At 62.8% G+C, this 23,837-nt stretch carries 21 protein-coding genes, 4 tRNA genes and 1 riboswitch; of the genes, 3 read left to right on the forward strand and 22 right to left on the reverse strand.

Annotated features, from left to right (window positions below; translation table 11 throughout):
• Positions 1 to 63: 63 nt before the first annotated feature.
• From ACW4LP_RS06440 to ACW4LP_RS06450, 3 genes are all read right to left on the reverse strand, one after another.
• Complete coding sequence (locus ACW4LP_RS06440; RefSeq protein WP_114549659.1) at positions 64 to 2,106, reverse strand: Na+/H+ antiporter; 2,043 nt, start codon at positions 2,104 to 2,106, stop codon at positions 64 to 66.
• A gap of 60 nt (positions 2,107 to 2,166) precedes the next feature.
• Positions 2,167 to 3,792: an NYN domain-containing protein gene (locus ACW4LP_RS06445; RefSeq protein ID WP_302223030.1), complete on the reverse strand. Its 1,626-nt coding sequence runs from the start codon at positions 3,790 to 3,792 to the stop codon at positions 2,167 to 2,169.
• Positions 3,793 to 3,867: 75 nt separating this feature from the next.
• The gene (locus ACW4LP_RS06450; RefSeq protein ID WP_302223033.1) at positions 3,868 to 5,151 is read right to left on the reverse strand and encodes a hypothetical protein; all 1,284 of its coding nucleotides are present in this window, start codon (positions 5,149 to 5,151) and stop codon (positions 3,868 to 3,870) included.
• A gap of 177 nt (positions 5,152 to 5,328) precedes the next feature.
• On the opposite strand from ACW4LP_RS06450, the gene ACW4LP_RS06455 reads away from it, so the two are divergent.
• On the forward strand, positions 5,329 to 5,475 hold the full coding sequence (locus tag ACW4LP_RS06455) for a BC1881 family protein (RefSeq protein WP_302223035.1): 147 nt from the start codon (positions 5,329 to 5,331) through the stop codon (positions 5,473 to 5,475).
• Here the strand turns inward: ACW4LP_RS06455 and ACW4LP_RS06460 are convergent.
• The 9 genes from ACW4LP_RS06460 to ACW4LP_RS06500 form a co-directional block, all read right to left on the reverse strand.
• Entirely contained in the window at positions 5,472 to 5,678 is a 207-nt protein-coding gene (locus tag ACW4LP_RS06460; protein WP_302223038.1) for a KTSC domain-containing protein, read from the reverse strand. The genes ACW4LP_RS06455 and ACW4LP_RS06460 overlap by 4 nt on opposite strands.
• A gap of 22 nt (positions 5,679 to 5,700) precedes the next feature.
• Positions 5,701 to 6,222, reverse strand: a complete 522-nt coding sequence (locus ACW4LP_RS06465; RefSeq protein ID WP_302223040.1) for a hypothetical protein — start codon at positions 6,220 to 6,222, stop codon at positions 5,701 to 5,703.
• Positions 6,223 to 6,231: 9 nt separating this feature from the next.
• Positions 6,232 to 6,681, reverse strand: coding sequence for a hypothetical protein (locus tag ACW4LP_RS06470; RefSeq protein ID WP_302223041.1), 450 nt, complete (start codon positions 6,679 to 6,681; stop codon positions 6,232 to 6,234).
• A 94-nt stretch (positions 6,682 to 6,775) separates the two neighbouring features.
• Positions 6,776 to 7,315, reverse strand: coding sequence for a PH domain-containing protein (locus tag ACW4LP_RS06475; RefSeq protein ID WP_302223044.1), 540 nt, complete (start codon positions 7,313 to 7,315; stop codon positions 6,776 to 6,778).
• Positions 7,316 to 7,332: 17 nt separating this feature from the next.
• On the reverse strand, positions 7,333 to 8,253 hold the full coding sequence (locus tag ACW4LP_RS06480) for a hypothetical protein (protein ID WP_302223048.1): 921 nt from the start codon (positions 8,251 to 8,253) through the stop codon (positions 7,333 to 7,335).
• Entirely contained in the window at positions 8,254 to 8,628 is a 375-nt protein-coding gene (locus tag ACW4LP_RS06485) for a helix-turn-helix transcriptional regulator (protein ID WP_302223121.1), read from the reverse strand.
• 1,087 nt (positions 8,629 to 9,715) lie between these two features.
• A tRNA-Lys gene (locus ACW4LP_RS06490) sits at positions 9,716 to 9,791 on the reverse strand.
• A 78-nt stretch (positions 9,792 to 9,869) separates the two neighbouring features.
• Positions 9,870 to 9,946, reverse strand: a tRNA-His gene (locus tag ACW4LP_RS06495).
• A gap of 194 nt (positions 9,947 to 10,140) precedes the next feature.
• Complete coding sequence (locus ACW4LP_RS06500; RefSeq protein ID WP_302223050.1) at positions 10,141 to 10,854, reverse strand: tRNA threonylcarbamoyladenosine dehydratase; 714 nt, start codon at positions 10,852 to 10,854, stop codon at positions 10,141 to 10,143.
• Between the two features lie 371 nt (positions 10,855 to 11,225).
• Between ACW4LP_RS06500 and ACW4LP_RS06505 the strand changes: the two genes are divergently transcribed.
• Positions 11,226 to 12,257, forward strand: coding sequence for a DNA/RNA non-specific endonuclease (locus ACW4LP_RS06505; RefSeq protein WP_417177812.1), 1,032 nt, complete (start codon positions 11,226 to 11,228; stop codon positions 12,255 to 12,257).
• A 49-nt stretch (positions 12,258 to 12,306) separates the two neighbouring features.
• Positions 12,307 to 12,381, forward strand: a tRNA-Ile gene (locus tag ACW4LP_RS06510).
• Between the two features lie 54 nt (positions 12,382 to 12,435).
• Here the strand turns inward: ACW4LP_RS06510 and ACW4LP_RS06515 are convergent.
• The 10 genes from ACW4LP_RS06515 to ACW4LP_RS06560 all read right to left on the reverse strand — a co-directional run bounded on the left by ACW4LP_RS06515 (position 12,436) and on the right by ACW4LP_RS06560 (position 23,562).
• A complete protein-coding gene (locus tag ACW4LP_RS06515) occupies positions 12,436 to 13,116 on the reverse strand; it encodes an HAD family hydrolase (protein ID WP_302223053.1) in 681 nt (226 codons plus the stop codon).
• Between the two features lie 30 nt (positions 13,117 to 13,146).
• Positions 13,147 to 13,614, reverse strand: coding sequence for a 6,7-dimethyl-8-ribityllumazine synthase (gene ribH / locus ACW4LP_RS06520; protein WP_302223055.1), 468 nt, complete (start codon positions 13,612 to 13,614; stop codon positions 13,147 to 13,149).
• 57 nt (positions 13,615 to 13,671) lie between these two features.
• The gene (locus tag ACW4LP_RS06525) at positions 13,672 to 14,901 is read right to left on the reverse strand and encodes a bifunctional 3,4-dihydroxy-2-butanone-4-phosphate synthase/GTP cyclohydrolase II (RefSeq protein WP_022739645.1); all 1,230 of its coding nucleotides are present in this window, start codon (positions 14,899 to 14,901) and stop codon (positions 13,672 to 13,674) included.
• A gap of 43 nt (positions 14,902 to 14,944) precedes the next feature.
• Positions 14,945 to 15,637 carry a riboflavin synthase gene (locus ACW4LP_RS06530; protein WP_302223057.1) on the reverse strand — a complete coding sequence of 231 codons (693 nt, stop codon included), beginning with the start codon at positions 15,635 to 15,637 and terminating at the stop codon, positions 14,945 to 14,947.
• Entirely contained in the window at positions 15,619 to 16,836 is a 1,218-nt protein-coding gene (ribD, locus tag ACW4LP_RS06535; RefSeq protein ID WP_225885598.1) for a bifunctional diaminohydroxyphosphoribosylaminopyrimidine deaminase/5-amino-6-(5-phosphoribosylamino)uracil reductase RibD, read from the reverse strand. The genes ACW4LP_RS06530 and ribD overlap by 19 nt, the downstream gene beginning before the upstream one ends.
• Before the next feature lie 100 nt (positions 16,837 to 16,936).
• Positions 16,937 to 17,050: riboswitch (FMN riboswitch) on the reverse strand.
• Between the two features lie 94 nt (positions 17,051 to 17,144).
• Positions 17,145 to 18,872: an arginine--tRNA ligase gene (gene argS, locus ACW4LP_RS06540; protein WP_302223058.1), complete on the reverse strand. Its 1,728-nt coding sequence runs from the start codon at positions 18,870 to 18,872 to the stop codon at positions 17,145 to 17,147.
• 212 nt (positions 18,873 to 19,084) lie between these two features.
• Positions 19,085 to 20,683, reverse strand: coding sequence for a YfcC family protein (locus ACW4LP_RS06545; RefSeq protein ID WP_181815611.1), 1,599 nt, complete (start codon positions 20,681 to 20,683; stop codon positions 19,085 to 19,087).
• A gap of 117 nt (positions 20,684 to 20,800) precedes the next feature.
• A complete protein-coding gene (gene argF, locus ACW4LP_RS06550) occupies positions 20,801 to 21,796 on the reverse strand; it encodes an ornithine carbamoyltransferase (protein WP_455803612.1) in 996 nt (331 codons plus the stop codon).
• Between the two features lie 158 nt (positions 21,797 to 21,954).
• Positions 21,955 to 23,178, reverse strand: coding sequence for an arginine deiminase (gene arcA, locus ACW4LP_RS06555; protein WP_455803613.1), 1,224 nt, complete (start codon positions 23,176 to 23,178; stop codon positions 21,955 to 21,957).
• 307 nt (positions 23,179 to 23,485) lie between these two features.
• Positions 23,486 to 23,562: transfer RNA gene (locus tag ACW4LP_RS06560), tRNA-Pro, on the reverse strand.
• Positions 23,563 to 23,837 lie beyond the last annotated feature (275 nt).

Genomic DNA, 23,837 nt, shown 5'->3' on the forward strand with positions numbered 1-23,837 from the left:
GCGGGCAAGATTCAACGATAGCGTACGATCGCGGCGCCCCCTTAGCGGAGGGGGCGCCGTTTTCTATACCGTGTCCTCCAGATCCATCTGCATGAGCTGGACGCTCTCGCGCATGCGCTGGGCATGGGCGCGGGAGAGCCGGTCGTCCTCGTAGGCGCTCTGGATCTGCTCCAGCTCGAAGGTATAGGCCTTGCGCTTGATGTCCTCGGTGCGGTCGCCGGCCTTGATGACCGAGGTCACCGTGGGCCGCGCATCGTGCAGCGCCGCCACCGAGCGCTGGTACTCCACGAGCACCGCCGCCGCGTCCTCGGTGGGCACCTGGCTGGAAGCGACGGCCGCTTCCAAATGCTCCACGGCATAGGTGCGCGTGGCCGTCTGCAGCCAGCGCATCTCCTCGGTCTGCTCGGCCAGCTCCGTGTTGCCCGGCAGCTCGCGCAGCACCGCGCGCACGCCGCGGTGCCACAGCGCCCGGAAGCGGCCGTTCCAACGCTTCAACGTGCCGTGCCCCTTGCCGTGCTGCAGAAGCTGCATGGCCTGTTCGAGGCGCCCCATGTAGCGGTAGGCCACCACGCCGGAGACGACGCCGCGCTCCATCAGCTCCATGGCGCGCTCGTACTCCCACATCAGGGCCTGGACGCGCAGCTCCACGTTCATTTCGCTCTCGATGCCATTGTTGGCCTTGATGCGCGCGAGGCGGTCGTTGTAGGAGCGAATGACCGCCCGGGTCTCCGCGCGGTTCTCCCGGGTCTGCTGAGCCGCGAGCATCTCGATGACCTCGCGCATGATGTCCATAGTGGTGGCGGCGTCCTGGTCGATGCGGCGCAGCTCCTCCTCCCCCTTGTCGCGGGCCGGCGCCAGAAGCGGCACGACGAAGGTGGCCAGAAGCAGCGTGCACACGATGACGCCGCAGGCGAGGAAGATCAGCAGCTCGCGCTGGGGAAAGGGCACGTTGGGCGGCCCGTAAACGGCATAGGTGGGAATGGAGAACATAATGGAGAGCGTGATGGTGCCCTTGGCCCCGCAAAACGTCGTGATGAGCGCGCTGCGCAGATCGCCTTTCCCGAAGCGGCGCTTCTCGTCGCGGCGCACATGGTAGAGATCCATGGCGAGCACCCACAAAAAGCGCGTGGCCAGAAGCACGAAGGTGAGCCCGAAGACGAGCAGGATGAGCGTGGAGTTCGTGATGCGCACGTTCTCCCACGTGTCCTGCATGGCCAGGGGCAGCTGGGTTCCCAGAAGCACGAACACGATGCCGTTCAGGGCGTAGGTGAGCACGTGCCACACGCTGCCCGAGACGATGTTCATGCGCGAGACCGAAGGCCCGATAACCCCCTTGGGAGACGTGACGTTGATGAGCCCGGCCACCACCACGGCGATGACGCCGGAGACGTGGCACACGTTGGCCACCAGGTAGATGAGGAAGGGAATGAGCACTTCGAAGAGCACGTGGAAGTTCGTGTTCTCCACGCCGATGGAGCGGGCGCGCTTGACGACCCAATTGCCGAGCAACCCCAGGAGAATGCCGAGCAGCAGACCGCCGACGAATTCCACGAGGAAGTCGACCCCGGCGTCAACCAGGGAGAACGACCCGGTGACCACGGCGGCAATGGCGAATTGGAAGGACACGATACCCGAGGCGTCGTTCAAGAGCAGCTCGCCCTTCAACATGGAGGCCTGGCGCTTCGGGATGTCCACCTGCTTCGAAAGCGACGAGACCGCCACGGCGTCGGTGGGGCCCAAGGCCGCGCCCAGGGCGAAGGCCGCCGCCAGCGGAATGGAGGGCACGAACGCGTTCAGCAGGAAGCCGATGACGAGCGTCGTGGCCACCACCAGACCTATGGCCAGGGAGAGCACGGGCTTGCGCTCGCGCCAGAGCGCCTGCTTGTCGGCGTGCTTCGCCTCGTCGTAGAGCAAAGGCGCGATGAACATGACGAGGAACAGCTCCGGGTCGAGCGTCACCTCCACCTCGCCGCCGGCCACAACGGCAATGAGGAGCCCGATGACGATCTGGATGAGCGGAAGCGAGACGCGCGGGATAATCTGGTCGATGAGCGAGGACGCCAAGACGGCGACGAGCAGGAGCAGACCGAGGGTCAGCGCTTCCACAAATGCATCTCCTTTTGGGTGTCGGCAATGGGCGAATAAGATATTTTAGAGCATGGCGGGCTATTGGGAAAGGCGCACGCGGAAGTTGCGGCCGCTCTTCTCCAGCTCGTAATCTCCCACCGAGGCCATGTACTGGCGCATCTGGGAATAGCCGAGGTCGCGCACCTTGAAGTCCTTGAACTTGGCACGCAGGGCGTCGGTGATGGTGGAGAGCATGATGCCCTCGGTGCCAGCGCCGGCCACCAGCTCGCGGATGTAGCCGGCCGGGGTGTCGCCCGCGGGCTTCTTCTTGCGAACCGGCGCCTTCTGGGGGGCCTCCTTCTTGGCCGTGTTCTTCTTCGCGGCAGTCTTCTTGGCGGTCTCCTTCTTCGCGGCAGTCTTCTTGGCAGCCGGGTTCTCCTCCGCCTTCGACTTGGCCGCCTGGCGGCGCCGCGTCGGCTTTTCCGTCTCCGCGGGCTTCTCGGCCTCCGTCGGCTCCTTCGTCTCGCGCGTCTTCGCCTCTTCGGTGGCATCGGCTTTCTTCGTCTGGCGGGTCTTGCGCTCGGCGCGGGCGCGGCGGCCGGGCCGCACGTCCTTCTGAGCCTCCGGTGCCACAGGTTCTGTCTCCGGCGCTGCCTCCACGACCACTTCGACGGCCTCGGACGCCGGCACCTCCACCGCCACTTCGGTGGAGACATCCGACTGCTCCGCTTCGCCCTCGGGCAACGCCGCGGCGGCCTGGCGGCCCTCCGACAAACGCCCCACGGCCTTCGTCGCAACCCGGCGCGTACCGCGATGGCTGCGCGAGCGGCGATTCGGCTTCTCGGGCTTCTCCATCTCGGGCTTCTCGGCCTCGGCCGAGGACGCCTCAGTCGCGGCCGCCTCTCCATCGAGCTCAGAGGCGACGTCGGCAGCCTCTTCTGTCTTAGCGGCCTTCTCGGGCTTCCCCGCACGCTCGGGCTTCTCCGCCTTCTCGGGGCGCTCCTCGCCCTCGGCGAGTTCCACGGTGACCGAACTGTGGTCTTTGGTGATGCGCACCCGCGTGAACTCCTCGAGCAGCTTCGAGAGCAGGTTCGTGCCGTAGCTGCGCACGTCGAAATCGGGGTAGCGCTTCTGCAGGCGGCTGCCGATCTCGCCCAAGCCGGTGGCCTTGCCGTTGTTCTGGTTGTCGGTGATGATATCCACCACGGCCTGCTCCACGGAGTCCTTCGGCACCGCGTTGCTGCCGCCGCCCTTCTCGTTGCGCTTGTTCTGCACGAGCAGCTCGAGCGTGGTGAACACGTCGCAGGCGCGGCGGAAGGGCGTGGGGGTCTTCTTCTCCCCCATGCCGATGACCATGCGCCCGCTCTCGCGCAGACGGCTGGCCAGGCGCGTGAAGTCCGAGTCGCTGGACACGAGGCAGAAGCCGTCGACGTTGTCGGTGTAGAGGATGTCCATGGCGTCGATGATCATGGCGGAATCCGTGGCGTTCTTGCCCTGGGTGTAGCCGAACTGCTGGATGGGCGTGATGGAGTTCTCCAGCAGCGCGTCCTTCCATTTCGCGTGCAGGGTGAGCGTCCAGTCGCCGTAGATGCGCTTGATAGTGACGGTGCCATACTTCGACAGCTCGTTCAAGATCGGCTTCAAGTAGCGCGCCGACACGTTGTCCGCGTCGATGAGCAGCGCGAAGCGGCGGTCGGACGATTCAGTGGTTGTCTTTGATTCCATGGGAGGTAAATTCCTTGCTTGAGATAAGGGGCCTTTGTCATTCAGTATGGCACACTTCGGCCTAAAATGCTGCACCTATCTTGGACTCAGGTCAAGCCGTAACGTTGAGAAGCGCCTTTCCTCCCGAGAATACAGGAAGTCGTGGGATAGGGGCAGCCGAGGCAACAAAAAGCCAGCGACGATAAGCCGCTGGCCTAGCATTTCGGTGGTGCACCATGAAGGACTCGAACCTTCGACCTTGGGATTAAGAGTGGGAGCTGGCCTCGTGACGCTTTTCAGCTCTGCCCTCTGAACTGGGGTTTCTTCCTCCGCTTTAGCGTACTTTCGTTCGCTTTTCACGGTTTCGCGGCCGACATCTGGGTCGTTCTGGGTCAGCGACCCAGATGACGGCGGCCCAGATGTCAGCCGCGCGACAGCATCTCTATCTTCGCGTCGGCGTCCAGGCGGTTGTAGTGCCTGTAGTCGGCCGTGAGGTTCGCATGGCGCATCAGCTTGGAGATCAGCGAGTCCTCGTAGCCCTTCCGGTGCAACATGGTGCTGTAGGAGTTGCGCAGGTTGCCGAAGGGCACGTAGCCGGTGGGGGGGCAGGGACAGCCACCGCTTGTAGGCCCTCGTGACCGTTTCCGAGTCGATCGGGCCGCCGAAGCCGTCGTCCACGAGCCACGTCCCGCCCTCCGCGAGGACCGCGTCGGTTATCTCCTTCAAGCGCAAGGAGTACGGCGGCGGCACGATCAGCGGCTCGGTGCGGTAGTCGCTCTTCGCCCGATCGAGCACCGTTACCTCGCCGTCCAGGAGGTGCACGCCGCGCAGCACGGGGCACACGGCCCACAGGCCCGACTCGTTCTCGCGCCACTCGATCTCGGGCGCCCGGACGTCTATCGCCTCGGCCCTCTGGGCACCGCCGAACGCCGCCAGGATGTAGTACGGCTCCCAAATCTCCCCCTCGCACTCCCGGAAGATGGCGTCCAGCTCGTCGGGGTCGTAGGTGTCGGAGCTGCGCTGCCGCGCGCTCTTGGCGGTGGGCATGATGTACCGCTTGCCCAGGGGGTGGTGGTCGATGTACTCCAGATCCCCGGCGCGGTTCAACACGATCCTGAAGATGGCCTTGGCGTGTTTGGCGGTGCCGAACGTCATGCCAGACAGCCACTCCTGCACGTCCCTGGCCCTTATGTCCTCCAGCGCCGTGCGAGGATCCTCTGCGGCCCTCTCGTACTTGAGCCGGAGCGCCATGAGGCGCCGGTCTGCCTCCTTGGCCGTTCCCCGGAACATCTCGGACTTGGGCTTCCCCGCGACGGTGTAGCGCAGCTCCCACACCCCGCGCCTCTTCTGGCGCTTGCTTCCCCACGTCGACTTCGCCATGGTACAATGCACCCGCCTTCCGTTCATCGGATGGTTATTGTTGCGGGCCCCGCCTCCGTCGCCAAACTGACGCGGGGCTCGCCTTATCTACATGTTTTGTCGCCAAGCGCCCTTGGCAACATTTTTTGTTGCCGGCGACTCCTCCCCTACCATGACCGCAGTAGACAGGAGGAGACCATGGGCAGCCTTTCCGAAGTTCCCACCTGCGAGCTTGTCGATGAGCTTAAGCGCCGCGAGGGCGTGGAGTCCGTCTCGCTGTCGCCCTACACCGAGGCGACCGTGCCCGCCGAGGGGCCGGCGGTGGTGCTCGTCGTGACCGACTAGCCCACCTTCTGGTACGGGAACGAGTTCCTGATGAACCGGTGGAAGTACCTCCCGTGCGACGGCGCGGCCATCAGCTCGCGGTGAACGTACTCCGACACCCCCGTGTAGCGGTACATGCCGCCTGAGTGGAACTCGACGTAGAGCGTCCCGTGCTCGTAGCCCACGGCGGCAAGGTCGCTCGATGCCACTGGAACCATTCTCATTCGCAAATCCCTCCGAGCCCCATCACGACGCCTGCTGAATGGCCTGGATCAACGCAGGCATGACGGACGGCACAGCCTCGATGCACTTGTCAAACAGAAAGTTGCCTATGCGCTTTGCGGCTTCCAGCACCTTCTGCTTGCCCTTGCCCTCGCTCTTCTCAAGTTCCGATAGCAATTTCGACAATTCCGCTCTTTGCTCGTCGGAGATAGCCGCGTCGGGAAGAGACCATACGGCTGCGATGGTCTGGCTCAGGGAGAGGCTGCTCGATGCCTCGGCGGAAGACATACTGACGGTGGAGATGTCCACGCTGCTGGCGTTCGACGTGGTGACAAAGCTCCCTATCCAGCCCATGAGCTTCCTCAAGCCTGATTCGTTGCGCTCCTGCAGTATGTATTCGCATCCGCAGCACCGCATCTGAAAGCGATAGCCCTCCGCCTGATCCATTATGCAGTCAATTTCCTCCTGCGCGATCTCGTCATCATCATTGACCAGGTAATATATGTCGCACCAAAGCTGCCAAGACGGATCTACTCGTTCTGCCATAAAACCTCCCTACTCCATTTCCCTAGCCTTCCTAAAGAACTTTCGCCTGGCAGTCTGTCGAACAAACAACATTAATACAATTAGATACAATACGAAAAAGACAGACATGAAGCTAAAAAGATGGACTGCAGAATCGCTTATTCCAGGCGGTTCGAGAATAAACCATATTCCACCAAAGACAATAAACATCGCCGCACATATCGCAACCATCTGGGAAAGAGTCGACCATCGTGGATCGCTCAGCTTCTCTATCTGCCAATCGATATCTAAACGAAGCTTTTTAAGACATTCCTCATCAATGCTCATCGCGCTTCCCCTCGTAACTGAATTCCACTCAGAGTACGCCTCTATGCTCTTCAGCAGCCGGGAACGACTGTCGAAAGCGGCAACCGCCGATATGACTGCCGCGGCAACAGTTGCCACCGCAGCCAGTATTGCGACAACAATTGCAGTATCCATGACTACCCCTTTCCGCTCCGTTTCTCCTGGAACTCGCGCTTTTTGCCGCCACCAAACCTCCCTACTCCATCTCCCTCTCCGTTTTTCGCCGCGCCTAGGCGTTGATGCGCTGGACGTTCGCGTAGGCGTAGCCCTCGAGGAGGGCGTAGAGAGGCTGGACGTTGAAGCCGCCGGGGAAGTCCAGGCGCTTCGATGCGGTCTTCACGTCGTAGGCCTTGTAGTAGTGCGACGTGATGTAGGTGAACGTCAGCTCGGCGTGGTCGAAGCCGGCGCCGCCCGTCTCAAGCTCCACCCCGATGATGCTGGATAGGTAGATGGACTCGACGGCGGTCTTCTTTCCCGTGGCCCCCTGGTGGTCGATGAACACGATGCGCCGGTCGGTGAACAGTATCTTGTCGCGCAGCAGGGCGAAGCCGGTGGCGAACCGCTCCCCCTGCATCAGGTACATGCCGTACTGCTGCTCGATGGCCTCGACGGGCAGTTCGGAGTAGTTGCCCATGAGGCCCTGCATGATGCCGCCGCCCCCTTGGGCCTTCGCCTGCTGGCGGTCGTGCTCCATGGCCGCCTGGGCGGCATCCTGCGCGGTGCTCATGGCGGTGCTCGCCGCGTCCTTGATCATGTCCTTGAATGCCACTGCTCATCCTTCCTATCTCATTTCCTTGCCGGCCTTATGGCTCCGTTCTCCGGAACGGCGGCCGTTGACGTATCCGGTCGGCTCGCTGCGTAGCCGTCGGACACCTTTAGCACCCCCTCCATCCCCGGCGAGTCGTCCGGCTCCAGCGGCAGACGGAGCCTGGGATCGTCCTCGATCCTCTCGCGCACGCGCGCCAGCGCCTCCGGGTGCGCGTCCAGCGCCTCTCGCGTCTCGGGCTTCAACGTGAATATGACGTTGCCGGGCGGAATCTCCTCGCCGTCCGCGTAGTCGGACAGGAAGCTTGCCGCTCCGCCGAAGTCGTGGAAGTGCAGGTCGCGGATAGGCCCTTCATCGTAGAGCGCGAGGATCACCAGCTTGACGTTTGCGTGGAGGTCCTTTATCTCCGCCGCGATGCCGTCCAGGTGTCGCCTGCGACGCTCGGCCTCCCTGGCCTCGATGTCCTCGTACTCCGCCAGCCTCGCCTTAAGCTCCTCTCGCTCGGCCTCGGCTTCCACCATCCGGTGCAAAGCCTTGTCCTTCTCGGCGATTATCCGATGTGCCGTCTTCCTCAGATCATCCAGCTCGCGCTCGATGGCGCCGTTCTTCCTCGTCGCGCTCTCTAGCGCCGAGTCGCGGTCTCTGGCCTGATTCTCCAGCTCCGCGATGCGCCCGGCGGCGTCGGTCGCCGATTTCTCCAGCTTGGCGATGCGGGCAGCCCTCTTGTCAAGCTCCCTCGATACCCATATCTTCTTCAGGTTCCACCCCGCCAGGAACGCGAGGCCGGCCACGAGGAACGGCCATGCGATGCAGAGGGCGTCGTAGACGGACTGCCCCACGGCCGCGGGAGTTATCCCGATCCACGTGAATATCGTAACCAGCGACGCGCATCCCGCGAGGATGGCGGTCGCCTTGGGACGGCCCGTCCCCTTCTCGCTCACCTACGCGCTCCTTCCCACCTCGGCCGGCGCTCGTAGACCCCCGGCATTTTTGTGAACTCTGACCATGTTGGCGTCGGCCGCGACCTCCGCTATGTCCAGAAGCCGCCTCCTCCCGTCGTCGTTCATGGACTCCCAGTAGCCGTTGAGAGCCGCCTGAGCCGGGTCGGAGTAAGACACGGGAGGGTCGTACCCAGCTATGGCGTCGATGGAACAGCCGAACAAGCGCGCGCAGTTATAGGCTTGTTCGAGGTTTATCATAGCCTCCTCTCTTTCCCAAGACGCATATCTACGTTCCGGTACACCTAAAGCGTCCGCAGCCTCTTTTTGAGTTTTGAACCCAGCCAGTTTTCTTAAACGCTGCAATTGTAGGTTCATGACGACCTCCACTCATCGCGTTCAAAATATTACAACGAAATTGTTGAATCTTCAACCAAATTGTTCTTATTTGGGTTGATACAGCAATTTAATTGGTGTAACTTCATAAACACCAACAATCTAATTGTTGGTTGCAAGAAGACCCATGAAGGTTCCCCCGAACCTTGAGAGTCGAATATGCGCAGGCGCGGCAGCCGGAAAGGAGGCCGCGCGACGAGAGGAGGTGGAGAGACGTGAAGAGGCTTGGAAGGGACGACCTGGTGATGGCGTTCCTATGCGGACTCGGCGGGGCACTGGCCTACAAAGCGGGCAGCGCGCTACTGGCCTAGCATCCTCTGGACGAGGAGGGCGACGAGGCCGCCGGATCTGCCAATCAGGAATTGGAACGCGTACTTCCCGACGGTCTTGGCCACCTCGATCTTCGACTCCTGGAAGTAGCAGGCGCCGAGACTTGAGAGCAGTACAGCTTGTCCCCGTCCTCGGTTCTCTCCGGTTTGACGAGGTCGAGCTTGACGCGCTCGTTCAGGTACCGCCTAAACTGATCGCGGTTGAGGCCGAGAGAGCCCAGGTCGATGGCTCCGTCGTCGATCGCCTTGCGGAAGCCCATCTTGCCATCTATAGGGATGACGGCCGCAAGCACCTTCCTCTGGGTCCTGCTAAGCCTTACCACGGTGCCTCCCGTCTCTCAGATTTACGCCCGTATTCTACCAGGCCGCCGCGCCCGCGCATATTCGCTCCCGACGAGAACCCGTAAAGAAAGGAGGAGCCTTGAACCTGGCCGTATCGCTGGCCGCCTCGCTTATCTCGTGGACGTTCGTAATCGCCAGCTTCTCGCTGGACGGCAAGCCCCGCGAGCTGTGCCTCCTGGCGTCGTTCGCGGTGATCGCGTTCCATGTCGGATGGTGCTTGTCGGGCAAGACCTCGGACGGGTGGTTCGCCATCAAGTACCAGGGGCAACATACGCCGCGAAAGTGCGATCTGGGCCGCAAGACGGAAAAGATCTGGGATGCTTCTGGGTTTTTCAGCAGATTTGACCCAGATGAACGAAAAAGGTCGGGAGCCACAAGCTCCCGACCTAGCATTTCGGTGGTGCACCATGAAGGACTCGAACCTTCGACCTTGGGATTAAGAGTCCCCTGCTCTACCAACTAAGCTAATGGTGCACTTGGTTCCTGCGCAAAGCGCTTGAATATTCTAGGCGAAGCTTTTCAGAATTGCAAGCCCTAAATTTTCAAGCGCGCTGGGGTGGATGATGGGACTCGAACCCACGATCTCCAGAGCCACAATCTGGCGCCTTAGCCAACTAGGCCACACCCACCATTTCGCGCAAGGCAGAATTATAGGCAACAGAGAGCCTGGGTGCAAGAGTTATTTTTCCTATGCCGCTCCCCGCGCCATGGGCGCCGCTCCCGTCGCCGCTGCCGGCACCACTCCCGTCGCCCGTTGATTCGTCTCGCCACCGTCCGACCGTTTCCGAGTACCCCGGCGCCGACGAGCACGCCGCGGTGCGCTTTAGCAGGCCGCCAAGTCCTTCACCACTTCCCCGCCGAGAATGAGGCCGGCTACGGAGGGGACGAAGGCAACTGAGCCGGGTGCCGGACGCGTACCGTCCTTCACAGCCATGTCGTCATCCGCGGGAACGAGCGGCGGCTCAGTGGAGTAGACCACCTTCAACGACGGAATGCCTCGCCGCCGCAGCTCGCGACGCATGACGCGGGCAAGCGGATCGACCGAGGTCTCGTAGATGTCCGCCACCCGAAACGCCGTCGGATCGAGTTTGTTGCCTGCGCCCATGGACGACACAATGGGCACACCTGCCGCAAAGGCGGCTTCCACCAGGGCGATCTTCGCGCTCACCGTGTCCACCGCGTCAATCACATAATCGAAGGTCGCGAAATCGAACTGGTCAGCCGTCTCGGGAAGGAAGAAGCACTGGCGAGGACGCACGATGCACGACGGATTGATAGAGGCCACGCGCTCGGCCGCCACCTGCGTCTTCGGACGCCCGATAGCGCCCATCGTGGCGATAATCTGCCGGTTGAGGTTCGTGGGATCCACCGTGTCGGAGTCGACGAGATCGAGCGCCCCCACCCCGCTGCGAGCCAGCGCCTCCACCGCATAGCCGCCCACTCCGCCAATGCCGAACACGGCCACCCGAGCCGCCGCCAAGCGGTCGAGCCCGTCTCGCCCCAGCAGCAGCCGCGTCCGCGCGAAAAGGTCATTCACGAGAGCACTCCCATCTTCCCTGAAGAGCGTCGAGTGTCGGGCACGGGCGCTCTTGCAAAAAGTTTCGCAAAAATGGTCACAAAATCGACTTTTGAACTCTTCGTGAACCGCAAACCCGTCATTTTCAGCACTGAAACGCGGAAAAGAGGCGTTAAACTAGCAAAATAGGGTTCAGAATCAAAGATAGAGAGTTCAAAACTCGATTTTGTGACCATATTATCGCAGTTTTTTGTCGGGAAGGCGCTTGCGGCCCCGATTAGGAGAAGACGATGTCCCAACAATCCTCGCAGCACAAAAATTTGACCCCCGCCATCGGTATCGCTCTAGCATTCTTGCTCTCGATGAGCTCTTTGGCCGGATGCAGTGCCTCGATGGCAGCTGATGAGGCGCCGACCGATAAGTCGACCCCTGAGCTCGCGAGCACAGGGGCGCCCGACGACTCGCAAGAGCCGCAGGCCACTCCCCCAGAGGACGCAAACCAGCAGAATGCTGAAGCTGCTAGCGAAAACCGATCCGTAACCGACGATGGTGCCCTCTCCTACCGCGACATCCCCGCCTTCGATGGCAATCCCTACGTCTACGTGAACGACGGCGAGCCGGTGTTCACCGACGAGCAGCGCGCGGCCGAACCCGGGTATGAGCATTACGACGAGCTGGACGAGTTAGGCCGCTGCACCGCCGCCTTCGCCGTCGTGGGCCCCGAGACCCAGCCCACGGAGAAGCGCGGTTCCATCGGCGAGGTGCGCCCCTCCGGCTGGCAGATGGCCAAGTACGATTTCGTGGAGGGCAAGTACCTGTTCAATCGCTGCCATCTTCTGGGCTACCAGCTCACGGGCGAGAACGCCAACGAGCGAAACCTCATCACCGGCACGCGCTATTTTAACGTCCAGGGCATGCTGCCCTTCGAGAACGCCGTGGCCGACTATGTGGATGCCACAGGCAACCACGTGCTCATGGCCGTGACGCCCGTCTTCGAGGGAAGCGAGCTGGTGGCCCGCGGCGTGCACATGATGGCTGAGTCCGTGGAAGACGGCGGCGAGGGCGTGGCCTTCAACGTCTTCTGCTACAACGTGCAGCCGGGAGTGGTCATCGACTACGGCACGGGCGCATCGATGCTCGAGGAGGATGCCACTCCCCTCCCCGACGTGTCGGGAGCCGAAAGCGCACCCGATGCCGCAAGCGAAGGCGCAGGTGCCAGGGAGGCGTCCGAGAAGGGCGCGACGGGCTCCGACGAGGGCAAGGGCGTCGCCGAGTACGTGCTGAACACGAACTCGAGGAAGTTCCACCTGCCGAGCTGCTCGTCGGTCGGCCAGATGAGCCCCAAGAACCGCGAGGACGTCGAGGACACCCGCGAGAACCTCATCGCCAACGGCTACGACCCCTGCAAGCGCTGCAACCCGTAGGACTTCGATGGAGTCTCCAAATGTGTGCTAGAATAGCCACCGCACTTACGGGGCTGTAGCTCAACGGTGGAGCAGGGGACTCATAATCCCTTGGTTCTCGGTTCGAATCCGGGCGGCCCTACCAAAAACAGACATGCGCCTGTCGGATATTTCCGGCGGGCGCATTTGCTATACGACGCTATCTTTCAAACGCGGCGAGCTTTTGTGCGATTAGCTTGGGAAGCTCTTCCGCGCATTCGGCGATGGCGTCTGCGCCTTCGCACTCCCCTGGCTCGCCAAATCCGTAGGCGCAGGCCACGAAGGGAATGTCGTTGCGCAGGGCCACCTCGCGATCGTGGAATCGGTCCCCTACCATAATATGGGGCAACGGATAGAAAGAAGCCACCTCGCGGTAGATCTGCCATTTGGGAATCCAGTCGAAGTCTTGGGCACAGTGAAGCCCTTCAATCCATCGGCCAAGGCCGAACTCCCGCATGTGATCCTCGCCGTAGGAGCGCCAGCAGTTCGACAGCAGCACCATGGTCGCCCCTCGGGAAGCTACCTCATCGAGGGCCTCCTCGACGCCGGGGAACAGCCGGGCCCGGCCTTCCTTTCGCAAACGCTCCATCTCGTCTCGCACCCGCAGCGAGGCCTCGCGCCACACGGGCTCGGGAAGATGCGGGGCGAAGGTGGTCCACATCTCCTCGGTCGTCCAGCCGAGCCAACATGCAATGTCGGCGTCAGCGTAGGTGCGCCGCTCGAGCCAGCCCTCCTTCGAAAGCCATGCGCAGGCCGCGCGAAAAGCCGGTCCGTAGAGCGCCATCGTATCGTGCAGCGTGCCATCGTAGTCGAAGAACACCGTGCCTCGTCGATCGCCCATTCGCCTCTCCTTTCCCAGGGCGCGCGTCAGCTAGCCCTCGATCTCGCGCAGCAGGTTCACCACCTCGATGGCCGACGTGGCGCAATCGAAGCCCTTGTTTCCCGCCTTGGTGCCCGCCCTCTCGATGGCCTGCTCGATGGTGTCCGTGGTGACGACGCCGAACATCACCGGCACATCCGATGCCAGCGCCACCTGCGCGATGCCCTTGGCAACCTCGTTGCAAACCAAATCGTAGTGGGACGTAGCGCCGCGAATGACCGCTCCCAGGCAGATCACGGCATCGTAGTGCCCGCTTCGGGCCATGCGCTGCGCCACAAGCGGTTCCTCGAAGGCACCGGGCACCCAAGCAATGTCCACATCCTCCTCGCGAACATTATGGCGCAGAAGCCCGTCCATGGCCCCGGCGATCAGCTTGCTCGTTATGAACTCATTGAAGCGGGAGGCCACAATGCCCACCTTGACGTTCTCGGATACCAGTTTTCCCTCAAATACGGTCATGATCTTGCCTTTCTCTCAATTCCTTTCGAGTTTCCAAATTTCCGAATTTTCCGTCTGTTACGCCACCTGGGGCTGCGGCTCCTCCGCCTTGAGCATATGGCCCATCTTCTCCCGCTTGGTCTTCAGGTAGAAGCCGTCGTGGGCTGTAGGTGCGATCTGGATCGGCACCCGCTCAGCAATGACCAGGCCGAAATCCTCCAATTGATACACCTTGTCGGGGTTGTTCGTGAGCAGGCGCATGGTCTTCACTCCGAGGCTCTGCAGAATTTGGGCCCCGATATAGTATTCCCGCAGATCGCCGGCAAACCCCAGCGCCTCGTTTGCCTGCAGCGTGTCGAGGCCCTGCTCCTGCAGCTCGTAGGCGCGCATCTTGTTCACGAGCCCGATGCCGCGGCCCTCCTGGCGCATGTACAGCACCACACCGCGGCCGGCCGCTTCCACCTGGGCCATGGCCGCCGCAAATTGCGCGCCGCAGTCGCAGCGCTGCGAGCCGAACACGTCTCCGGTCAGGCATTCGGAATGCACGCGCACCAGCACGTCCTCGCCGTTGCCGATCGCTCCCTTAACGAGGGCGATATGGTGCTCGCCGTTCAAGCGGTTGACGAAGGTCTTGGCGCGGAACTCGCCGTATTCCGTGGGCATGAACACGTCGGCCACCTGTTCCACGTGCACTTCGTGCTTCTTGCGATAGTCCTGCAGCGCCTTGATGGACACGAACGTCAGGCCATGTCGCCTTGCCAGCTCGATCAGCTGCGGCGTGCGCATCATCGTGCCGTCATCGGCCATGATCTCGCAGCACAGCCCGCACGGCTCAAGGCCGGCCAGCCGGCACAGGTCCACCGTTGCCTCAGTGTGCCCATTGCGCTCCAGCACGCCGAGGGGCTTCGCCATAAGGGGAAACATGTGGCCCGGCCGGCGAAAGTCGCTGGGCGACGAGGTGGGATCCACCACTTTGCGCGCCGTAAGGCCGCGCTCGGCCGCCGAGATGCCCGTTGTCGTGTCCGCATGATCCACCGACACGGTGAATGCCGTCTCGTGGTTGTCGGTGTTGTCGGTGACCATCTGGGGGAAGCGCAGGCGGCGGCACAGCTCTGCGCTCATAGGCATGCAGATGAGCCCCTTTCCCACGCTCGCCATGAAGTTCACGTTCTCCGTCGTCGCGAATTGCGCGGCGCAGATGAGATCGCCCTCGTTCTCGCGATCGGGGTCGTCGGTCACCAGGATGACCTTTCCCGCGCGCAGGTCCCCCAAGGCCTGTTCAATGGTGTCGAATTGGAAGTCGTTCATGATGCTTCTCTTTCTCTGATAGCCTTGCCGTGCAGATGCGAGCCTAAAACCCATGGGCCGCAAGAAAATCCCGCGTGAGACCCGGTGACGACGGACTCGCCTTCGGACTGCCGCCACCCTTTCCCCAAAGCTCGTCCTTCCCGGGCGATGCGCGCGGCAGCAGACGCTCCACGTACTTGCCGATGACATCGTTCTCCATGTTGACCTTATCGCCGACGCCCTTGGAGGCGAGGGTTGTCTGCTCCCGCGTGTGCGGAATGACCGATACCGTGAAAGAAGCGTCCGAGACGCTTGCCACCGTCAGGCTGATGCCGTCGAGGGCAACCGAGCCCTTCTCGACGACCAGGCGCAGGAGGGAGGGCGCCGCCTCTATCTCGTACCACACGGCGTTCGCCTCCTGGCGCACCGAGGCAATCGTGCCCATGCCGTCGATATGGCCCGATACGATATGGCCCCCGAAGCGCCCGTCGGCCGCCAGAGCGCGCTCCAGATTGACGGGGCTCCCCGCGCGGAGCATTCCCAGATTCGATCGCCGCAGGGTCTCGGGCATGACATCTGCCGTGAAAGAGCCGCCGTCGAAGTCCGTCACCGTCAGACACACACCATTGACTGCGATAGAGTCGCCCAGTCGCACATCGCCCAAAACCCGCTTGGCGGCAATGCGTAGCACGCCGTCTTTGGAGCCGCCGCGCAGGGAACGCACGCGTCCCACTTCCTCTACGATACCGGTGAACATGGCTGAAGCCTCCCTTCCAGCAGCACGTCGCCTCCCATCATCTGCAGGGACACCTCGGAAAGGACGGGCGCATCCGCCGGATCCCCCACCCCGCGCCCCGCCACGGGGCCCAAAGCTTCTAAGCCGCCGAAAATCTTGGGCGCAATGTAGGCTTGGACGCGATCGACCAAACCTTCGTCGAAAAGGCTGCCGAGAAGCGTCGGCCCCCCTTCCACGATCAGGGAGTCCAGAGAGAAGCGCTGCCAGAGCAGCTCCATGAGAATGCGAGGGTCAACGCGACCTTCTCTCGCAGGCACCGCAACCACCGCGCATCCGCGCTCGGCCAGGGCGTTGCGGCGAGCCAGCAGCGCGCCCTCGGCCACGGCCACTATCACGGGCGCCTCGCTTGCCGTGCGAACCAGTTGGGATTCCAGGGGAAGGCGCGCGGCGGCATCGACCACGACGCGCGCCGGCTGGGAGACCTCGCGTCCATCGAGGCGGCACGTCAGCAGAGGATCGTCGGCGAGCGCCGTGCCGATGCCCACCATGACCCCGGCATGGCGGTGGCGGTCCTCATGAACGCGGCGGCGCGCCGCCTCTCCGGTCACCCAGCGAGAAAGCCCCTCCCGCGTGGCCACCTTCCCGTCCAAGGTCATGGCGTATTTGGCTATCACCAGGGGACGGCGCTGCTCCATGGCGTGCAGGAACGGTTCGTTGACAGCGCGGCACGATGGCTCCAAGACCCCCACGGCCACTTCGATGCCGGCCCGCCGCAGAGCCTCGTTGCCCCTGCCCGCCACAAGAGGGTTGGGATCGAGCACGCCCACGACCACGCGCGCAATGCCGGCCTCGATAAGCGCCTCGGTGCACGGCGGCGTCTTGCCCGTATGGCAGCAGGGCTCCAAGGTGACATAGGCCGTGGCACCGGCCGGCGACTCGCTGCAAGCCGCAAGCGCCTCCCTCTCGGCATGGGGACCGCCGAAACGGTGGTGCCAGCCCTCGCCGATGATACGGCCGTCTCGCACAATGACGGCGCCGACAAGGGGGTTGGGGCTCGTCCATCCCGCTCCGCGCCGGGCCAGCTCAACGGCTCGGGCCATGAAGCGCTCATCAGCCTCAGCGGGCAGCGAGCCGTCGGCATCCGCTGATTGCGCACCCACTTCCGACGATCGCACGCCCCCTCGCGCCCCATCGGGGACGCTGCGCCCTCCGTCCATCATGCCTCCTTTCACAAAGACACCTCAGGACAGGGGGGCGCCCGCATTGCAAAGGGCCCTGAAACACGAGGTTCCAGGGCCCTTGAGCATACGCGCGCACGCTGAAGATCTTCTTCCATCCAGACTGTACTGTCGGTCTCGGAATTTCACCGAGTCAGCCCTAAGGCTCGCGGACTTTACCGCCGGTCGGGAATCTCACCCTGCCCTGAAGATGCTATGTAGTTGTTCGACGGGAAGGATATTACGGCCGTTCTTCCCGATAGTCAATTACCCAAATTATTTCAAATGGGTGAAAGCACAAAATCCGATGGCTACATCTTCACCGGAGCCGACACGCCCAGCAGGTTCAGCGTCAAGGCCAGCACGATGCGGGTGGCGTCGCACAGGGCCAAACGCGCCGTCTGCACGTCGGCGTCGTCGGTGAGCACGTGGCAGTTGGTGTAGAACTGGTGGAACAGCGACGCCAGATCCTGCGCGTAGTGGGTCAGACGGAACGGCGCGCGGTCGCGGGCCGCCAGGGCGATGAGGTTGCCAAAGTCGGCCATCTTGCGCATGAGCGCCAGCTCAGAGGGATGGGTGAGCGGCGTCAGGTCGCAATCCTCGGGGATGATCTTCTCGGCGAGCTCGCCCATGGTCATCTCCCCCGCCTCGACGGCGGCGGCATCGGCCTCATCGGCCGCCTTGCGCAGGATCGAGCAGATGCGCGCATGGGCGTACTGTACGTAGTACACCGGATTGGAGGCGTCCTTCTTCTTCGCCACCTCGATGTCGAAGTCGATGGGCTGGTCGGCCGAGCGAGACAGCATGAGGTAGCGGGTGGCATCCACGCCCACCTCGTCGATGAGCTCCTCGAAGGTGACCATCTCGCCGGTGCGCTTGGACATGCGCACGGCCTTGCCATCGCGGAACAGGTTCACGAGCTGCCCCAGCTGCACCTCGAGCGCCCCGGGCCAGCCCCAAGCCTCGAGCATGCACTCGCAGCGCTTGATGTAGCCGTGGTGGTCGGCGCCCCACAGATCGATAAGGTGGTCGAAGCCGCGCATCATCTTGTCGTAGTGGTAGGCCACGTCGCTCATGAAGTAGGTGGCCTCGCCGTCGCCCTTGATGAGCACGCGATCCTTGTCGTCGCCCAGATCCGTCGAGCGGAACCACAGGGCGCCGTCCTTCTCGTAGAGGTAGCCCTTCTCGCGCATGGCGTCCAGGGAGCGGGACACGGCGCTCTCGCCGTTCTCGTCCTCCACGTACAGCGAGCGCTCGGAGAACCACTTGTCGAAGGTGGTGCCGAAGTTGGCCAGCACCTCGCGCTGGTTCTTGAGCGTCATGTCGTAGGCCATCTCGCGGAAGGCCTCAACGCGCTCCTCGTCGGAGACGTTCAGCCACTTGTCGCCGTCGCGGTCGATGATGTCCTGGGCGATGTCCTTCACGTAGGCGCCGCCGTAGCACGCCTCGGGCATCTCCACGTCGCGGCCGAGCAGCTGCTGGTAGCGCACGTTCACGGAGTTGCCGAACACGTCCATCTGGTTGCCGTGGTCGTTGATGTAGTACTCCTCGTACACGTCGTAGCCGCCGTGGCGCATGACGCGCGCCATGGCATCGCCCAAGGACGCCCAACGGCCATGGCCCACGTGGAAGGGGCCGGTGGGGTTGGCGGACACGTACTCGAGGTTCACGTAGCGCTCGCCCTCGGGAATGGTGCCGCGACCGAAGTTGTCGCCCTCCTCGCGCACCTCGCGCACCACGCCCTGCAGCACCGCGTCCGACAGGCGGATGTTGATGAAGCCGGGGCCGGCGATCTCCACGGAGGCGATCATGTCGTTTGCGGGAATGTGGTCCACGATGATCTGGGCGATCTCGCGGGGGTTCTTGTGAGCGAGCTTCGCGGTGCGCATGGCGACGGTGCTCGCCCAGTCGCCGTTGGCCTCGTCGCGGGGTCGCTCAAGAGCTGCCTGCGGGGCCTCCGCCAGCTCAAGTGAGCCGTCGGCACGGGCCGCGTCGATCGCGGCGTCGATGACCGCTTCGAGGGATTCGCGAATTTCCATTGGTCTAACTTCCTCTTCTGTACGTCTTCAGTACGTCGGCGTTACCACGCGCGCGGGCTGTGCCGTACCCAATCGCGCCTATAAGCGGCCATAATAGCATGAACGACCCGAGAAAAACAGGAGCGCCCGAGCACTGTGCCCGGGCGCTCCCGCTAACGGTTCCGCAGGTCAGAACTGTGCAAGTGCACAAGTTCGCGCGCTTGCCCTGGATGCTACGACAGGATCACCATGGCCGCCGTGAGGATCACGATGCAGACCACGCCGAGGACCACGAACAGCTTGGCGCCGAACTTGAGCCACGTGGAGTACTCCACCTTGGCGAGGGCCAAGCCGCCCATGATGGCGCCGGAGGTCGGCGTGAACAGGTTCACAAGACCGTTGCCGGCGGAGTAGATCATGACCATGGTCTCGACCGAGAAGTTCAGCTGGTGGGCCAGGCCGCCCAGAATCGGGATGGACACCGTGGCCATGCCGGAGGAGGACGGGATCAGGAAGGACAGGACGATGTAGAGCAGGAACGACAGCGGCGCGAAGATGATCGCCGACATGCCCGTCAGCGCCGCGGCGGCGTTGTTCAGGATCCACATGTCAAGGCCCGTCTTGGCCATGAGCACGGTGATGGAGCGGGCCAGCGCGATGATGAGCACGACCGACATCATGTCGGCGGCGCCGTTGATGAACGCCTTCACGAAGCGGCTCTCGGACACGCCGCCGATGACGCCGATGACAAGAGCCATGAGCAGGAACCACGTGGAGGCCTCGTCGAAGTACCAGCTGCCCAGCGGCACGCCAGTCAGGAAGCTCGACCAGGCCGGGGTGACCTCCTCCTCGGCAACGGAGGTGGCCTCAACCGGAGCGGCAAGCGTCGTCGTGGTGCCGTTCGCCTCGTCGTAGGCGCTCACAAGCTCCTCGCCGGTCACGGTGGTCGTCACTTCCTGGGTGGTGGCGCCGGCATCGAAGATGGTGACGCCGAGGTCGGCCCAGGGAATGAACGAGACGATCATGATGACGAAGGTGAGCGCGAACACGATGAGCGACCACTTCTGGCGGCCGGACATCTTCGGCGTCGCGGCGGCGTCATCGTCGGCGGCCTCGGTCTCGGACTCCTTCATGCCCCACTCGTTCATCATGTCCTGCTGCTCCTGCAGCGACAGGAAGGTGGAGCCCTTGTCGGCCTTCACCTTCTTGGCGTAGCGCATCACGAAGACGATGGCGATGGCGAGCGACACGAGCCAAATGATCACGCCGAGCGCGATGATGATGCCCTGGTTCACGGACACGCCGATGCCGTTCAAAGCGTCGACGGCCACGCCGACGGCGAACGGGTTCACGGTGGAGCCCATGACGCCGACGCCGGCGCCGAGCAGCACCACGGCCGCGCCGGTCAGGCTGTCGAAGCCTGCGGCCACCATGGTGGCGGCGAGCAGCAGGTAGAAGGGCACCGTCTCCTCGCACATGCCGTAGGTGGTGCCGCCGATGGAGAAGATCGCCATCAAAATCGGGATGAGCACGAGCTCGTTGCCCTTCAGCTTGTGCACGAGGGCCGCGATGCCGGCGTCAAGGGCGCCGGTCTCGGTGACGATGCCCAGAAAGCCGCCCAGGATCATGACGAACAGGCACACGCCGATGGCGTCCTGGAAGCCGAACACGGGCGCGGTGAGCACCTGGGAAAGCGTCGCGCCCTGGACGCCCTCGACGCCCGACGCGGACATGATAACAGTGACAATCGCCAGAACCACCAAGATGATGAGCAAGATGGTGAACGAGGACAGAGGCGCCCTCTTTTTCTTGCCTTTCTCTGCAGCTGCCATGGTTATCCCTCCTTAATCGAATGACTGACAAAACACGGGGGCCGTGCGGTTCCCCTCCCGACTCCGCACGGCCCCGAGGTGTCGAACTATGTGCCAGCTACCGTAGCGGTACGAAAGCTACTGCAGCGTGGCGTACATGACGGCCTTGATGGTGTGCATGCGGTTCTCGGCCTCGTCGAAGACCTTCGACTGCTTCGACTCGAACACGTCGTCCTCCACTTCCATCTCCGTCACGCCGAAGCGCTTCGCGATGTCGGCGCCGGTGGTGGTGTTGGTGTCGTGGAAGGCCGGCAGGCAGTGCAGGAAGATGGCCGTCGGCTTCGCCATGGCCATGATCTCCTTGGTCACGCGATAGGGCTGCAGCTGCTCGATGCGCTGCTGCCACACCTCGTCGGGCTCGCCCATGGACACCCACACGTCGGTGTAGATGACGTCGGCGCCGGTGCAGGCGTCCTTCACGTCGTCGGTGCACTTCACGGTGCAGCCGTTCTCGGCGGCGATGGCCTCGCAGGTCTTCACGAGCTCGGCGTCGGGCATGTTCTCCTTCGGGCCGCAGGCCACGAAGTTCATGCCGAGCTTGGAGCACACGACCATCAGCGAGCGGGCCACGTTGTTGGCGGCGTCGCCCATGAACACGAGGGTCTTGCCCTTGATGTCGTAGTTGAAGTTCTCCTGCACGGTGAGGATGTCGGCGAGCATCTGGGTGGGATGCCACTCGGTGGTCAGGCCGTTCCACACGGGCACGCCGGCGTTCTCGGCCAGATCCTCCACGTCGGTCTGGGCGAAGCCGCGGAACTCGATGCCGTCGTAGAAGCGGCCGAGCACGCGGGCGGTGTCCTCGATGGACTCCTTCTTGCCCATCTGGGAGGAACCGGGATCAAGGTAGGTCACGCCCATGCCGAGATCCATGGCGCCGACCTCGAAGGCACAGCGGGTGCGCGTGGAGGTCTTCTGGAACAGCAGCACGATGTTCTTGCCCTCGAGGTAGCGGTGCGGGGTGCCGGTGCGCTTGAGATCCTTGAAGTTCTTGGAGAGCTTCAGCAGGTACTCGATCTCCTCGGTGGAGAAGTCGAGCAGGCGGAGGAACGGACGACCGCTGAGATTGATAGGCATGTTCTGTTTCCTTTCCCTTGAAAGAGACATTTGTATCGCGCGGGGCCCCCGAGAACCGGGGAACCCGCGCCTCTTTTACGGCCCAGCGCTGGCTGGCTAGACTGGGCCGGAAAAGACGGACGAAAGAGCGCTCCTTGGCGGAGCGGGCGCCTTGCGGCTTACAGGGCCTCGCGCCAGGCCGGCATGGACATGCAGCGCGGGCCGCCACGACCGCGGGAGAGCTCGGCCGAGGGCATCTCCAGGCAGTTGATGCCCTGCTTGTACAGCACGTCGTTGGTGACGTTGTTGCGCTGGTACACCACCACGGTGCCGGGGCGCACGCACAGCGTGTTGGAACCGTCGTTCCACTGCTCGCGCTCGGCCGCGATGCGGTCGCCGCCGCCGCAGGGGATGAGCTTCACGGCCTGGCCGACGTACTCGGAGAGCACCTTCTCGAGATCCTCGTTGCGCTCGCGGATCTTCGTGCCGCCGTTGCCGTCCGGGGTGATCTCGAACACGGTGAGCGGACCCATGATGCCGGGATGGATGGTGAACTTGTCGTAGTCGATCTGGGTGAACACCGTGTCCAGGTGCATGAAGGCGCGGGAGGACGGGATGTTGAAGGCCAGGATCGTGTCGATCGGGCTCGTCTCGTCGTTGAAGATGTTGTGGGCGATGTGGTCGATGGCGTCGGGCTCGGTACGCTGGGAGATGCCGATGGCCAGCACGTGCTCGTTGATGTTCAGGATGTCGCCGCCCTCGATATGGAAGGTGTCGTTGCGGCTGTAGTACTCGGGGGTGCCCACGAAATCGGGGTGATTCTTGAAGATGTAATCGCCGTAGATGGTCTCGCGGTTGCGCGTCTGGCTGTACATGCGGTTGATGGACACGCCGTTGCCGATCATCGCGAACGGGTCGCGGGTGAAGTACAGGTTCGGCATCGGGGCGCACACGAGCTTGCAGCGGTCGGACACCATGTCCACGAGCAGGTGCGTGTCCTTCTGCGGCAGCTCCTGCAGGTTGATGCCGGCCATGGTCTTCATGACCATGTCCTTGGTGTTCGGGTAGTTGCTCTCGATATAGTCGGTGATGATGTCGTGGTACATATCAGTGCGGATGCCCGCCTCGTAGATCCACTGATCGAGGAACTGGCGGCGCAGCTCGGGCTTGGCGTCCAGGACCTCGGCCATGAGGTCCTCCAGGTACACGACCTCGACGCCCTCGTCGCGAAGGATCTTCGCGAAGGCGTCATGCTCCTCCTGGGCCACGGGAAGGAACGGGATGTCGTCGAACAGCAGCTCTTCCAAGGTGTTCGGGGTGAGGTTCAGCAACTCGTCGCCGGGGCGGTGAAGGATGACCTTCTTGAGGTTGCCGATCTCGCTTTTGACGTTTACTCCTTGCATAGAAGCTCTCCTATCCTAGATCGGATACAGATAGAAACGTGCCAGCCACACAAGATCTCATGCGGCTTCGAGAGCAGGGCCCGCCAAGTCGTAACAAGGTCTGTTGTGTTTGACGGCATCTACTGTCCCACAACTTGGGGTTCGCTCTAGGGGCCGGGGGCTTTAGTTGTCTCAGCGCAAACGAGATGACACCTATTTGTCACCTGCAAATCGGCCGGCAGCTCTTTATTTTCGGTGAGCTTTTTGGTAAGGGAAAGACGAGCCCTGCCAAACGTGATTGCTCGGCAGGGCTCGCAGCCTAAATTCATGGTCGGGACGACAGGATTCGAACCTGCGACATCCTGCTCCCAAAGCAGGCGCGCTACCAGACTGCGCCACGTCCCGAAATAGCGCGGAAAGTATAGCAGAACCCTCGCTATCGAGCAAAAGCACAGGATTTTGCGTTTGGGAGAGCCTTGGAGCTCCTTACGGGCCTTTTCGGTGCAAGATTTTGCGTTTGGGAGAGCTCGCAGGGAGCGTGCGACTCTCCCAAACGCAAAATCCTGCACAAAATCTTTGGGCCCGCTGTTAAACCACCATTGACATAGACCCACTTTCGGTACACGCGGAAAGGGGCCTCCCGCTACGATGCGATTGTCGAGAAAGCACCGGAGAGGAGG

Source organism: Adlercreutzia sp. CNCM I-6215, assembly GCF_977072315.1.